General features: G+C 41.2%; 11 protein-coding genes and 1 pseudogene. 9 read left to right on the top strand and 3 right to left on the bottom strand.

What is annotated here, in order from left to right:
* Positions 1 to 43: 43 nt before the first annotated feature.
* Both CFY87_RS05410 and mltF read left to right on the top strand, forming a co-directional pair.
* On the top strand, positions 44 to 1,105 hold the full coding sequence (locus CFY87_RS05410; protein WP_094946230.1) for an AI-2E family transporter: 1,062 nt from the start codon (positions 44 to 46) through the stop codon (positions 1,103 to 1,105).
* Positions 1,106 to 1,130: 25 nt separating this feature from the next.
* Entirely contained in the window at positions 1,131 to 2,606 is a 1,476-nt protein-coding gene (gene mltF, locus CFY87_RS05405) for a membrane-bound lytic murein transglycosylase MltF (RefSeq protein ID WP_094946229.1), read from the top strand.
* 262 nt (positions 2,607 to 2,868) lie between these two features.
* Here mltF and CFY87_RS12685 read toward each other — a convergent pair whose 3' ends face one another.
* Positions 2,869 to 3,009 carry an IS3 family transposase gene (locus CFY87_RS12685; protein ID WP_094946228.1) on the bottom strand — a complete coding sequence of 47 codons (141 nt, stop codon included), beginning with the start codon at positions 3,007 to 3,009 and terminating at the stop codon, positions 2,869 to 2,871.
* A 445-nt stretch (positions 3,010 to 3,454) separates the two neighbouring features.
* Between CFY87_RS12685 and CFY87_RS05395 the strand changes: the two genes are divergently transcribed.
* Positions 3,455 to 4,903 (top strand): catalase, encoded by a 1,449-nt coding sequence (locus CFY87_RS05395; RefSeq protein WP_094946227.1) that lies wholly within the window; start codon positions 3,455 to 3,457, stop codon positions 4,901 to 4,903.
* Between the two features lie 61 nt (positions 4,904 to 4,964).
* A pseudogene (locus CFY87_RS11520) lies at positions 4,965 to 5,150 on the top strand (IS1595 family transposase); the annotation flags it as partial.
* A gap of 208 nt (positions 5,151 to 5,358) precedes the next feature.
* On the opposite strand, the gene rimO reads toward CFY87_RS11520, so the two are convergent.
* Positions 5,359 to 6,690, bottom strand: coding sequence for a 30S ribosomal protein S12 methylthiotransferase RimO (gene rimO / locus CFY87_RS05390; RefSeq protein ID WP_094946226.1), 1,332 nt, complete (start codon positions 6,688 to 6,690; stop codon positions 5,359 to 5,361).
* A 270-nt stretch (positions 6,691 to 6,960) separates the two neighbouring features.
* Between rimO and tkt the strand changes: the two genes are divergently transcribed.
* Positions 6,961 to 8,967, top strand: a complete 2,007-nt coding sequence (gene tkt, locus CFY87_RS05385; protein WP_094946225.1) for a transketolase — start codon at positions 6,961 to 6,963, stop codon at positions 8,965 to 8,967.
* 81 nt (positions 8,968 to 9,048) lie between these two features.
* Here tkt and CFY87_RS05380 read toward each other — a convergent pair whose 3' ends face one another.
* On the bottom strand, positions 9,049 to 9,837 hold the full coding sequence (locus CFY87_RS05380) for an IclR family transcriptional regulator (protein ID WP_094946224.1): 789 nt from the start codon (positions 9,835 to 9,837) through the stop codon (positions 9,049 to 9,051).
* A gap of 227 nt (positions 9,838 to 10,064) precedes the next feature.
* On the opposite strand from CFY87_RS05380, the gene yiaK reads away from it, so the two are divergent.
* The 4 genes from yiaK to CFY87_RS05360 all read left to right on the top strand — a co-directional run bounded on the left by yiaK (position 10,065) and on the right by CFY87_RS05360 (position 13,372).
* Positions 10,065 to 11,063 (top strand): 3-dehydro-L-gulonate 2-dehydrogenase, encoded by a 999-nt coding sequence (yiaK, locus tag CFY87_RS05375; RefSeq protein ID WP_094946223.1) that lies wholly within the window; start codon positions 10,065 to 10,067, stop codon positions 11,061 to 11,063.
* A gap of 79 nt (positions 11,064 to 11,142) precedes the next feature.
* Complete coding sequence (locus CFY87_RS05370; protein WP_094946222.1) at positions 11,143 to 11,604, top strand: NanQ anomerase/TabA/YiaL family protein; 462 nt, start codon at positions 11,143 to 11,145, stop codon at positions 11,602 to 11,604.
* 9 nt (positions 11,605 to 11,613) lie between these two features.
* Positions 11,614 to 12,093: a TRAP transporter small permease gene (locus CFY87_RS05365; RefSeq protein WP_094946221.1), complete on the top strand. Its 480-nt coding sequence runs from the start codon at positions 11,614 to 11,616 to the stop codon at positions 12,091 to 12,093.
* A 1-nt stretch (position 12,094) separates the two neighbouring features.
* Positions 12,095 to 13,372, top strand: a complete 1,278-nt coding sequence (locus CFY87_RS05360) for a TRAP transporter large permease subunit (protein WP_094946220.1) — start codon at positions 12,095 to 12,097, stop codon at positions 13,370 to 13,372.
* Positions 13,373 to 13,376 lie beyond the last annotated feature (4 nt).

The raw sequence follows: 13,376 nt of genomic DNA, 5'->3' as shown, positions 1-13,376 counted from the left end.
ATCGCTTAAAAATCTTGCGGTTAGAACGAGGGAAAAATTAATTATGCTGGAAATGTTGAAAAATTGGTACATTCGCCGCTTTACGGATCCGCAGGCGATGGCGTTATTAACCATTTTACTGTTTTGTTTTATTGCGATCTATTTTTTCAGCGATATTTTAGCACCACTATTAATCGCCATTGTGTTGGCATATTTATTGGAATGGCCGATCCGTATTTTACATGAAAAATTAAAGTTTCCGCGCATGTTAGCGACAATTTTCATTTTAGGCGGTTTTATCGGCGTGGCATTGCTGACCGCATTGATTGTGATCCCAATGTTGGTTAACCAAACCGTGAATTTGTTTAGCGATTTGCCGCATATGTTTAATAAGTTGAATGAATGGTTATTATCGCTGCCGGAATCTTATCCTGAATTGGTGGATTATCAAATGGTCGATTCGGTATTCAGTACTATCAAGGAAAAAATACTGGGTGCCGGGGAATCGGCGCTAAAACTTTCGGTCAGTTCCTTGCTTAGCTTGGTGACCTTGGGGATTTATGCGTTTTTAGTTCCTTTAATGATCTTCTTTTTATTGAAAGATAAAAAGGAGTTGATGACCTACATCAGCGGTTTTTTGCCACGTAATCGCGGGTTAGCTTCTAAAGTTTGGATGGAAATGCAGGTGCAAATCGCCAATTACATCCGCGGTAAATTGTTGGAAATTTTGATTGTCGCCGGGGTGACCTATGCCATCTTTTTATTTTTCGGTTTAAATTATCCGTTGTTGTTGGCGGTTGCAGTGGGGTTATCGGTACTGGTGCCTTATATCGGTGCTGTATTAGTAACGATTCCTGTTGTGTTGGTTGCAGCGTTTCAATTTGGAGATACCTCAGCATTTTGGTATTTAATAATTATTTATGTGATTAGCCAAATTTTGGACGGAAATTTACTGGTTCCCTTTTTATTTTCCGAAGCAGTGAATTTACACCCGTTAACCATTATCATCGCGGTCTTAGTTTTTGGTGGCTTATGGGGATTTTGGGGGGTATTTTTTGCGATCCCACTGGCGACCTTGGTAAAGGCGGTGGTCACATCTTGGCCATCTAATGAAGAAACAATATAATCAATTGAAAATAGGATAGTCGTATTTGAAAGGTTTATTTATTCGACTGATTTGTGCTGTCGCATTGCTGCTTTGGGCGATTGACATGGTATTTCCTTGGCAACGGATCATGCAATCGGAAGAAAACCCTTATATTGCCATTCAAACTCGAGGTAAACTCGTCGTTGGAACAATAAATAATCCGGTATCTTATTTTATCGGTTCAAACGGTCCGGCAGGATTGGAATATGAACTGGCAAAAGCCTTTGCCGAGTATCTTAATGTTGAATTAGATATTGTTCCTATGTCCACTGAGGATGAATTATTTTCTGCATTGACAAGCCACAAAATTGATATTGCGGCCGCAAATTTATTATATCAAAAGCAGAAAATTGATCATTTTCAACTGGGACCGGCATATTACTCGGCTTCTTGGCAATTGGTTTATCAAAAAGGCAAAACTCGTCCCTCTTCCTTAAACGGGCTAAATGGAAAATTAGTTATTTCAAAAGGTTCGGAAATCAATACCTTGTTATCCGAATTAAAAGGAAAATTGCCTAATTTAACTTGGACAGTCTCGGATCGATCACCGGAAGAGTTATTGTTACAAGTCGCCGAAGGTAAATTAGATTACACTATTGCCAATTCCATCAATGTTTCTGTTACGCAGCAGATTAAACCGCAAATTGCTGTTGCGTTTGATGTGGCGGATGAAGCTACGGTACATTGGTATTTGGTTAATCATGCTTATAGTGAATTGCAAGCGGCATTGTTGGATTTTATGAATCAATCCATTGAAAACGGTCTGATTGCTCGCATTGAAGAAAAATATTTTAGTCACTTGGCTGAATTTGATTATGTAGATACGCGTTCCTATCTGAATGCAATTGAGACGGTGTTACCCAAATTTGCTGCTTTATTTGAAAAATATCGCGGTGATTTGGATTGGCGGTTATTGGCAGCCATTGCTTATCAAGAATCCCACTGGAATCCAGAGGCGACCTCGCCGACCGGTGTGAGAGGTATGATGATGTTAACCAAAGCCACCGCCGATCGAATGAAAATCACCAATCGTCTAGATCCGGAACAAAGTATCAAAGCCGGTTCGAAATATTTGCATTTACTCTTATCGCAACTGCCTGATAGTATTATGCAAGAAGATCGAATTTGGTTTGCTTTAGCAGCATATAATATGGGCTTAGGGCATTTATTGGATGCGCGCCGTTTGACGAAAAATTTGGGCGGCAATCAAGATAATTGGTTGGATGTAAAGAAAAATTTACCGTTATTGGCGGAGAAACGCTATTATACCCATTTGAAATATGGTTATGCGCGTGGCTACGAAGCTTATCAATATGTGGAAAATATCCGTCGCTATATGAATAGTATCATGAATTATTATCGTGTTCAGCAAAACTTGCAGGAAGAAAATGTAACGCCGGCAGAAGCTCCGACAGTGTCACAGGAGCCCGTATCAAATGAAAATGAATTAAAAAATAACAACAATAATGAAAAAGACTAGAGGTATATTATGCTTAAACGCAAAACATTTTTGAAAAAGAAAAGTACAATTAATAATTTATCACAACGCACCGCACGGATAAGACGCTTAAAACAGAGTAAAGCCAGACGTGCCGCTCGACACGTACTTCAATTTGTGGTGCAGGATATTTGTTACTAAGAGGAATAAAGTGCGGTAGAAATTAGAAAACTTTTCAAAAGTTAACCGCACTTTTTATGTAAAAAACGTATGTTTTTTGATCTGCTCTCAAAAAGCCGGACAATCATTCAAAGGACTGATTTCGATATTGTATCGGAGTCAGTTTTTTTAGTTTTAGTTGAATTCGTTCTTCATTATAGTAACGTCGATTGTCATGGACTGCCTGTTTGAGTCTATCAATATATTCAAGGTTTTCCGTAAACATGTTCTGTATTCATTCGTTCGAAAAAACTTTCTATTGTTGCATTATCATCTAGGCTTTTTCCTTTTCTAGACATACGTTGTTGAATCCTATTTTTCGCTAATAACGGCTGATAACTGTGCACTTGGTCTACGACTTAATTCATATCGGTATTGTACCGAATATATGGTTTGAAATGGGTTAAATATGTGAAGAGTCTAGCTAAAATTTTGCTATATGCTGCCATAAAGCACAAACTATAGATAGAAAACTGATCACACTTTTGTCTATATCAAATTATTTTGATAGTTTTAATAGTTCAATAATTGAAATTTAATCGTCAAGTTCGATTAAACTGATAGATTGCCTTCGTTTTCCGGATAATACTATAATCAACTATGAGCAGTCGCTCATTTGATTTCAGATTGTTAATCCAAAATCGTAAATACAAGAAAAAAGGGGTAAATTTATGTCAAAATGTCCATTTGATCATCAATCTAAAACATTAACGAATGCCGCCGGCGCACCGGTTGTAGATAACGATAATACCATGTCAGCCGGTCCGAAAGGCCCGTTATTGCTACAAGATGTTTGGTTTCAAGAAAAATTAGCGCATTTTGCTCGTGAGCGCATTCCTGAACGTGTGGTTCACGCTAAAGGCTCTGCCGCATATGGGACATTTACGGTGACCGAAGATATAACACAATATACCAAAGCGGCAGTATTTAAGCCGGGTGCAAAAACGGAAGTGTTATTGCGTTTTTCAACCGTGGCAGGGGAACGCGGTGCGGCGGATGCGGAACGTGATGTACGCGGTTTCTCTTTAAAATTTTATACTGAAGAAGGGAACTGGGATTTAGTGGGTAATAATACGCCGGTTTTCTTTATTCGTGATCCGCTTAAATTCCCTGATTTTATTCATACACAAAAACGCAATCCGCAAACAAACCTACGTGATGCTACGGCGGCGTGGGATTTCTGGTCTCGCCATCCTGAATCCATGCATCAAATCATGATTTTATTTAGCGATCGCGGTATTCCGGCGTCATTGCGTCATATGAATGGTTATGGCAGTCATACCTATAGTTTTATTAATGCCAACAATGAGCGTTTTTGGGTGAAATTCCATTTCAAAACCCAACAAGGACATCGCTATTTTACCAATGAAGAAGCGGCAAGAGTGATTGGTGAAAATCGTGAATCCAGCCAACAAGATTTATATGAAGCTATTGCTAAAGGGGATTTCCCGCGCTGGAATGTGCAAATCCAAATTATGCCGGAAGCAGACGCTGCGAAACATAATTATGCCTTTGATTTAACTAAAGTATGGCCACACAAAGAATATCCGGTTATTGATATTGGTGTGTTGGAATTAAATCGTAACCCACAAAACTATTTTGCCGAAGTGGAACAAGCCGCATTTGCACCGTCTAATATCGTGCCCGGAATTGGCTTCTCGCCGGATCGTATGCTCCAAGGTCGTTTGTTCTCTTACCAAGATGCGCAACGTTATCGTCTCGGGGTAAATCACCATCAAATTCCGGTTAATGCACCGAAATGTCCATACCATACTACTCACCGAGATGGGGCAATGCGCGTGGATAATAACGGTGGAGAACATCCGAACTATGCACCAAACCGTTTTGATACTTATGTTCCAACGCATGATCAGCTTTCATTGCAGTTGGAACGCGAAGCCGCACATTTTGATTTCCGTGAATATGATGAAGATTACTACAGCCAACCAGCGGCGTTGTATCATCTTTTCGATACGAACCAAAAATCTCGCTTGGCAAGCAACTTTGCTGCAAGTTTAGCGGAAGTTACTGATCCTGCAGTAGTAGAAAAACAATTGGCGCACTTTGAGAAAGTCAGCCTACAGCTTGCCTCTGATATCCGTGCAAAATTGGCAAAATAGTATAACTTAAGGGGCTGACCTAGATAACAACTAAAAACTATATTTCAGTTAAGATAACCCAATGAGAAAAAGTCATCTAAGTCAGCATAAACAAAATAAACTCATTGAACTGTTTTTGTTACCGGCGTTACCGCCAAAACAGCCACATAGTGAGTAAATGTAAACAAAATGACTGCAGCATTTTCATGTTTACGTCTATTCATCTATCGAAAACAGTCTTTACGTAGAGATGTTTAAAGGAAATTTGAGGACACCCCCTAATTTAAAAATAGTGGTTTAAAGCCTGTAACATAAGGCTTTAAACTACTTTCCACCAACCATTTTTTTACTAGTGTCACTGTAATTTCAGACCTTTTTCTTGGTCGTAGGCTTGCGTTTTGCTTTCGCCTTTGGTTTGGATTGGTGAATTCGTATTTTCTGACATAAATTGTTTCTAAGTGTTGTAACTGATAGGTTTAACATGTTCCCCACAAGTCATAATTATCGGCTTGGGTGATGGTCACGGAAATCAATTGCCCTACTTTTACTTCCAAATTCGAACGGTTTTCAACATAAACTACACCATCAATTTCCGGCGCATCTGCCATGGAGCGACCAATAATCCCGTCTTCATCAATGTCGTCCACGATTACACTTAAGGTTTGTCCGATTTTTTGCTGCAAACGTGCTGCAGAAATTTGCTGTTGCAATTGCATAAAGCGATGAAAGCGTTCTTCTTTCACCTCTTCCGGTACTTGATCCGGCATAGTGGTCGCAACCGAGCCTTCAACCGGGCTAAATTTAAAGCAACCGACACGATCTAATTGCGCTTCTTTAAGGAAATCTAATAATAATTGGAAATCCTCCTCCGTTTCGCTGGGAAAGCCGACGATAAAGGTAGATCGCAAGGTTAAGTGCGGGCAAATTTCGCGCCATTTTTTAATCCGCTCGAGAGTTTTCTCAATGGCGCCGGGCCGTTTCATTGCTTTTAAAATTTTCGGGCTGGCGTGCTGTAATGGAATATCCAAATAAGGTAGGATTTTTCCTTGAGCCATCAATGGGATAAGATCATCTACGTGCGGATAAGGATAGACATAATGCAGGCGTACCCAAATGCCTAAAGAACCGAGTTGTTCACATAGACTGATTAAATTATTTTTAATCGGTTTTCCGTCCCAAAAGACAGTTTTATTTTGATTTTCGCGCCTTTGGTCTAAGGAATAAGCGGATGTATCTTGCGATACGACCAATAATTCTTTAACGCCGGCATTAACCAAGCGTTTTGCTTCATCCAAAATTTGGGTGATAGGACGGCTGTCCAAATCGCCGCGCATGGACGGAATGATACAGAAAGTACAACGATGATCGCAGCCTTCGGAAATTTTAAGATAGGCGTAATGTTTCGGTGTTAATTTCACCCCTTGTGCCGGCACTAGGTTGAGATATGGATTATATTCCGGTTTCGGTACATATTTATATACCTGTGTCATCACCGCTTCATAGCTGTGCGGACCGGTAACCTCTAAGACTTTTGGATGCACTTCGCGAATACGATCTTCTTTAGCGCCCAAGCAACCTGTGACGATCACTTTCCCGTTTTCTTCCAATGCTTCGCCGATCGCTTCTAAAGATTCTTGAACCGCACTATCAATAAAACCACAAGTATTGACGATAACTAAATCGGCATTTTCATAGCTCGGGATAATGTTATAACCGTCAGCACGTAATTCCGTTAAAATGCGCTCGGAATCCACCAAGTTTTTTGGGCAACCTAAACTGACAAAACCAATGTTTGGGGTAGAACTCATAAAAATATCTCAATTACTATTTAGACGCCTAATTCTACCGAAATAATTACTAAAAGGCGATAAATACCGAACAAAATGTGGACGAAACGGAATGACGACAATAAGCGAGGGAAAGGGCGGTAAAAAATTGTATCATTTTTGCCACCAATAGCATTAATTCGTCTTTTTTAAATTAAAATAGAGTACAATAATTGAGTTTGAATTTTTATTTGAATATGATTGAGCAAATCGCTAAAAGCGGTTTAAAAGTAACTACACAAGGAGAACAAAATGGTAACACGTAAAGAATTAGCCAATGCAATTCGCTTTTTAAGTATGGACGCCGTCCAAAAAGCGAAGTCAGGTCACCCCGGCGCACCAATGGGCATGGCGGACATTGCAGAAGTATTATGGCGTGATTTTTTAAAGCATAATCCAACCAATCCGAAATGGGCAAACCGCGATAGATTTGTGCTTTCTAACGGACATGGTTCCATGTTGATTTATAGCCTGTTACACCTTACCGGCTATGATCTTTCCATTGAAGATTTAAAACAATTCCGTCAATTACACTCAAAAACGCCGGGGCACCCGGAATACGGTTATGCACCGGGCGTAGAAACCACAACCGGTCCATTAGGTCAAGGAATCACCAATGCAGTGGGTATGGCAATTGCGGAAAAAACCTTAGCGGCACAATTTAACCGCGCGGGTCATGAAGTCATTGATCATTATACTTACGCGTTCTTGGGCGATGGTTGTTTAATGGAAGGGATTTCACACGAAGCCTGTTCATTAGCGGGAACCTTAGGCTTGGGTAAATTAATTGCGTTCTATGATGATAATAATATTTCGATTGATGGTCATGTGGACGGTTGGTTTACGGATGATACGCAAAAACGCTTTGAAGCTTACGGTTGGCACGTAATTCCTGCGATTGACGGACATAATTCCGAACAAATTTTAGATGCCGTAAAACAAGCGCAAGCAGAGAAAAACAAACCGACGCTAATTATTTGCAAAACCATTATCGGCTTCGGTTCTCCGAACAAACAAAACAGCCACGATAGCCATGGCGCGCCATTGGGTGATGAAGAAATTGCCTTAACCCGTAAAAATTTAAATTGGAACTATGCGTCGTTTGAAATTCCGGCGGAAATTTATGCTAACTGGGATGCCAAAGCGAAAGGTCAGGCAGCGGAAGCCGCATGGAATGAAAAATTCGCGGCATATGCGAAAGCCTATCCGGAATTAGCCGCGGAATTAAAACGTCGTTTAAGCGGTGAATTACCGGCAAATTGGGCACAAGAAAGCCAAGCCTTTGTAGAAAAATTACAAGCTAATCCGGCGAATATTGCCAGCCGCAAAGCCTCACAAAATGCGATTGAAGCCTATGCGAAATTATTACCGGAATTTTTAGGCGGTTCAGCAGACTTAGCAGGATCCAACTTAACCTTATGGTCCGGTTCCAAACCAATTCGTGCTACTGAAAACGTCGATGGTAACTATATCAACTACGGTGTGCGTGAATTTGGTATGTCTGCGATCATGAACGGGATTGCATTGCATGGCGGCTTCATCCCTTACGGTGCGACGTTCTTAATGTTTATGGAATATGCACACAATGCCGTGCGCATGGCGGCGTTGATGAAACAACGTGCATTATTTGTTTATACCCACGATTCTATCGGTTTGGGTGAAGATGGTCCGACTCACCAACCTGTTGAACAAACCGGCGCCTTACGTTTAATTCCAAATCTTGAAACATGGCGCCCTTGTGACCAAGTGGAATCCGCGATTGCGTGGAAAGCGGCAGTTGAGCGTCAAGATGGTCCGAGTGCATTAATTTTCACGCGCCAAAACCTCGCACAAATGAACCGCACTTCCGAGCAATTGGAAAACGTGAAACGCGGTGGTTATATCTTGCGTGAATGCTGTGAAAAAGGCGATTGCCCGGATTTGATCTTGATTGCAACCGGTTCCGAAGTGGAATTAGCGATGAAAGCGGCGGAAGCGTTGGATGCGGAAGGAACAAAAGTCCGCGTGGTGTCTATGCCGAATACCAATGTGTTTGACAAACAAGATGCGGCGTATCGTGAAAAAGTCTTGCCAAGTCATGTCACCAAACGTGTGGCAATTGAAGCGGGCATTAGCGATTTCTGGTACAAATACGTGGGCTTTGAAGGTCGCATTGTGGGCATGAATAGCTTTGGTGAATCTGCACCGGCAGACCAATTATTTAAATTATTTGGTTTCACTGTAGAAAACGTGGTCGCGAAAGCAAAAGAAATTTTATAAATTTCGACCGCACTTTGCTACTTAACAAAAAATCCTTGAGTGACAGCTCAAGGATTTTTGTTTGGTATGGCTAACCTATTGTTAGGGAAGATTATAGCCCAGCTCACGTGAAATATCTTGCGCGGTTTGTTGAATTTCCTGTAAGAAAAAATCAATGCCGATTTGTTGCAGTTTGTAGGTTGACATGGAAACTGAAACTGAATATTCCACCTTGCCGAAGAAATCAAAAACCGGACAGGCGATACACATCACGCCAATTTCATTTTCCTCGCGATCCATGGCAAATCCTTCTTGGCGCACCGTTGCCAGCTCTTTTTCCATTTCCGTTAAATCCGTAATGGTATGTTCGGTTAATTGCTGAATGGCGTTTTGTTGCGTATTCCAATAATAATCTAAGTAATTTTTATTGCTTTCGTACGCCATATAAATTTTGCCCATGGCGGAACAATAAAGTTGCAACCGTTGCCCGATATAGGCTTGTGTTCTCAACATTCCGATGGTCGGTTCCAATTTATAAATCATGATGGCATGATCTTTTTCACGTTTAGAAAAGTTGACGGTTTCTCCTAACGCTAAATTCAGTCTTTCTAAGTGTGGTGAGGCGATATGAATAATATTGAGTGAGGCAAGAATTTTTTGCCCAATGCCGAGGCATTTGGTGGTTAAGCGGTAGCTGCCGGTAGAACTTGCCGGTTGTACAAATCCTTCATCTTGCAGCCCTTGCAACAAGCGGTGTACCGTACTTTTATTGAGTTCCGAGATTTCGGCTAATTTTGCCAACGGACAACCGTTCGGGAAGTTACTTAAAATATCAATCAGCCTTAATCCACGAACGAGGCTTTGATTTTTCCCGTTTCTTTCTTCTGTCATTTTTTTCTCCAATTGGGTTCGTCGTTTTAGTATAACGAGAGCGCCGCCGATAAAAAAATACTATCTGATAAAAATGGGATCCAGATCACAAATTAAGAAAATATAATTTAAATTATTGATTAATAAAGGTTTTTATTTATTTTGTTTAGTTGACTTTTTGACCAACAACATGTAAATTTTGAAACATTATTTCATAATGTGAAACCGATAACGAAGGAGAAAAGGGATTGAGAGTTTCTTACGATGAATTGAAAGCCGAATTTAAACGCATTTTATTATCCCGCAATATGCGTGAAGACATTGCGGAAGAATGTGCGACAGTATTTGCTGATACCACGCAAGCCGGCGCCTATTCGCACGGGGTAAACCGCTTTCCGCGCTTTATTCAGCAATTGGAAAACGGTGATATTGTGCCGGATGCCGAGCCGACAAAAGTATTGTCATTAGGTGCGATTGAGCAATGGGATGCGCATCAAGCGATTGGTAATTTGACCGCGAAAAAAATGATGGATCGTGCCATTGACGTGGCGAAACAACATGGTGTTGGTATTGTGGCGTTGCGTAATGCCAACCACTGGATGCGAGGCGGTAGCTATGGATGGCAAGCCGCCGAGCAAGGCTATATCGGGATTTGTTGGACCAACGCTTTGGCAGTGATGCCGCCTTGGGGAGCGAAAGAATGTCGTATCGGGACAAACCCGCTTATCGTTGCTGTGCCAACGACGCCAATTACGATGGTCGACATGTCTTGTTCTATGTATTCTTACGGAATGTTGGAAGTTCACCGTTTAGCCGGACGTCAAACCTTTGTGGATGCCGGTTTTGATGATGATAACAATCCGACGCGTGATCCGGCAACGGTAGAGAAAAACCGTCGTTTGATGCCGATGGGCTTTTGGAAAGGTTCCGGCTTATCTATCGTATTAGATATGATTGCAACCTTGCTTTCCAACGGGGAATCAACCGCTGCAGTAACCGAAGATAAAGACGATGAATACTGCGTATCTCAAGTCTTTATTGCAATTGAAGTAGATCGTTTAATTGATGGCAAAACCAAGGATGAAAAATTAAATCGCATTATGGAATATGTCAGAACCGCAGAACCGGTAGATCCAAATGTGCCTGTACGTTTACCGGGACATGAATTTACGACCATTTTAGCCGACAATAAAGCAAATGGTATTCCGGTTGATGAGACTGTGTGGGCAAAATTAAAATCGCTTTAAAATGAATAGGATGTGGCGACCACATCCTTCATTTATATAAAGTGCGGTCAAAAATTTTACTATTTTAAAAGAGGTAATTATGTTTTTTGGACATATTTCTCAAGTTGTAGAAAATCGCTATCCGAAAGCGGTACTTGCTGCATTAGATTATCTTAAAAATACCGATTTTGATAAATTGGCGGCGGGGCGTTATCCGTTGCATGGCGAAAGCTATGTGCAAGTGTTGGATCTGGAAACGCAGACAAAAGAAAATTATTTACCTGAAGTGCATCGTCAATATTTGGATGTGCAGTATTGGCATCGTGGTAGTGAACGCATGGGTGTGGCGCCGGATTTAGGCAATAATAAGGTGGCGCAAGATTATGATGCAAAACGGGATATTTTGTTTTACGCCGACGTTGAAAATGAACAGGAAATCTTTTGTCGCGAAGGGAATTTTGCGGTTTTCTTCCCTGAAGATGTGCATCGTGGCGCTTGTCGGGCGGAAGAAACCGGAAAAATTAAAAAAGTCGTGGTGAAAATTGCGGTAAGCGAATTGTAGGAGTCAATTATGAAATCCTTTGCAATCTGGGTTGGCAAAGCAATTGAGGCTCTGGTGGTACTGATTTTATCTGCAATGTCAATTTTAGTTTTTTTAAACGTGGTATTACGCTATGGCTTTAACAGCAGTATCAATGTGACCGAAGAAGTTTCACGTTATATGTTTGTTTGGTTGGCGTTTTTAGGCACGATTTTAGCCTTTAATGAAAACCGGCACGTCAACGTGGGCGTTTTGGTGGATAAATTATCGCCGAAAAAACGCAATATTTTAGGTATTGTGACCGATTTAGCGATGCTTTATTGCTGTTATTTAATTATCGATGGCGGTTGGATTCAATATGTATTGAATTTGGATAATTACGCGCCGATTTCAGGTTTACCACAAGGGATTACGTTCTTAGCCGGTGTGATTGCAGGCGCATTAATGGGCGTTTTATTAATCGCACGCTGGGTTTCCAGAGTGGGTTTATTAGTGAAAGGAGAACAATAAGATGGCAGTTGTCATTTTCCTTGTCGTATTATTGGGTGCGATTATTCTGGGTATTCCGGTGGCGTTTTCGCTGTTGATTTGCGGTATCGCCTTAATGTTGCATTTGGATTTATTTGATTCTCAAATTTTAGCGCAACAATTGGTGAGCGGTGCGGATAGCTTTTCGTTAATGGCGATTCCGTTTTTCGTACTGGCCGGTGAAATCATGAATGAAGGTGGCTTGTCAAAACGGATTATTGATTTGCCAATGAAATTAGTCGGACACAAACGCGGCGGTTTAGGTTTTGTGGCAATTCTTGCCGCGATGATTATGGCGAGCCTTTCCGGTTCCGCAGTGGCGGATACCGCCGCGGTTGCCGCAATGTTGTTACCTATGATGAAAACCACCGGTTATCCGATGAACCGTTCTACCGGTTTGATTGGTACCGCTGGGATTATCGCGCCGATTATTCCACCGTCCATTCCGTTTATCGTATTCGGCGTAGCAAGTGGGGTTTCCATTACTAAATTATTCTTAGCCGGTATTTTTCCCGGAATATTAATGGGATTGGCATTAGCCGCACTTTGGTGGTGGCAAGCAAAACGCTTGAATTTGATGACTTTCTCTAAAGCAACTAAACAAGAGCTATGCATTTCCTTTAAAAACAGTATTTGGGCATTATTATTACCGGTAATTATTATCGGTGGGTTCCGCTCCGGTATGTTTACGCCGACGGAAGCCGGTGCTGTGGCGGCGTTCTATGCGCTAGTGGTTTCGCTGTTTGTTTATCGTGAATTGAAATTTAGAGATTTGTATCGCGTAGTCTTAGCCGCGGGTAAAACGACGGCGGTAGTGATGTTCTTGGTAGCATCTGCTAACGTGACCGGTTGGTTAATCACCGTTGCCGAGTTACCGCAAATGTTGACCGATTTACTTGAACCATTAATTGATTCACCGCAATTATTGTTAGTAGTAATTATGATAGCTGTATTTATTATCGGCATGGTGATGGATTTAACGCCGACGGTATTGATTTTAACACCGGTATTAATGCCATTAATCCAAGAATCAGGAATTGACCCGGTCTATTTTGGTGTACTATTTATTCTTAATACCTCAATTGGCTTGATTACACCACCGGTCGGCAACGTACTGAACGTGATTACCGGCGTATCAAAGTTGCCATTTGATCAAGCAGCAAACGGAGTTTTACCTTATATGGCAATGATGGTTTGCTTATTAATTTTATTTCTTATCTTCCCGTCACTGATTTTAGTCCCGTTAAGCTGGATGTCGTAATAAT

It is taken from the genome of Actinobacillus seminis (assembly GCF_002263215.1).
Lineage (GTDB): Bacteria > Pseudomonadota > Gammaproteobacteria > Enterobacterales > Pasteurellaceae > Actinobacillus_B > Actinobacillus_B seminis.
This window is presented reverse-complemented; position numbering and strand designations above follow the sequence as displayed.

Coding starts and splice junctions, on each gene's coding strand:
- CFY87_RS05410 (WP_094946230.1), top strand. CDS start 44: ATGCTGGAAATGTTGAAAAATTGGTACATTCGCCGCTTTACGGATCCG.
- CFY87_RS12685 (WP_094946228.1), bottom strand. CDS start 3,009: ATGTTTACGGAAAACCTTGAATATATTGATAGACTCAAACAGGCAGTC.
- CFY87_RS05395 (WP_094946227.1), top strand. CDS start 3,455: ATGTCAAAATGTCCATTTGATCATCAATCTAAAACATTAACGAATGCC.
- rimO (WP_094946226.1), bottom strand. CDS start 6,690: ATGAGTTCTACCCCAAACATTGGTTTTGTCAGTTTAGGTTGCCCAAAA.
- tkt (WP_094946225.1), top strand. CDS start 6,961: ATGGTAACACGTAAAGAATTAGCCAATGCAATTCGCTTTTTAAGTATG.
- CFY87_RS05380 (WP_094946224.1), bottom strand. CDS start 9,837: ATGACAGAAGAAAGAAACGGGAAAAATCAAAGCCTCGTTCGTGGATTA.
- CFY87_RS05370 (WP_094946222.1), top strand. CDS start 11,143: ATGTTTTTTGGACATATTTCTCAAGTTGTAGAAAATCGCTATCCGAAA.
- CFY87_RS05365 (WP_094946221.1), top strand. CDS start 11,614: ATGAAATCCTTTGCAATCTGGGTTGGCAAAGCAATTGAGGCTCTGGTG.
- CFY87_RS05360 (WP_094946220.1), top strand. CDS start 12,095: ATGGCAGTTGTCATTTTCCTTGTCGTATTATTGGGTGCGATTATTCTG.